Origin of the sequence: Variovorax sp. RTB1 (genome assembly GCF_035018765.1) — a bacterium.
Lineage (GTDB): Bacteria > Pseudomonadota > Gammaproteobacteria > Burkholderiales > Burkholderiaceae_C > Variovorax.
In genome coordinates, this window is the sequence record NZ_JASJXG010000136.1 from 1 (window position 1) to 279 (window position 279).

The 279-nt window shown below is 64.2% G+C and carries 1 protein-coding gene; it reads right to left on the minus strand.

What is annotated here, in order from left to right; all coding sequences use genetic code 11:
* Window positions 1–279, minus strand: a 279-nt coding sequence (locus QN397_RS26685) for a bifunctional diaminohydroxyphosphoribosylaminopyrimidine deaminase/5-amino-6-(5-phosphoribosylamino)uracil reductase RibD (protein ID WP_323502530.1), incomplete at both ends; no start/stop codon positions are given.

The following is a 279-nucleotide window of genomic DNA, read 5'->3' on the forward strand; positions in this document are numbered from 1 at the left end:
GTGCGCGCAGGTGGGGAGGTGATCCATTGGCTGGTCCCGTTTTCGAGCGCCGTCTTGCCGTCGAGCGACGCGGCGACTTTGACGCGAACCCACGGTGATTTGCGGATCATTCGGCTGAAGAAACCGATGTTGAGTTCACGGGATTCGGAAGCACCCGGCCCGACTTCGACATCGATGCCGGCGGCGCGAAGTTTGGCGAATCCCTGTCCGGCCACCAGCGGATTCGGGTCGGCCAGCGAAGCGACGACTTTGCCGATGCCGGCGGCGATGAGTGCGTCG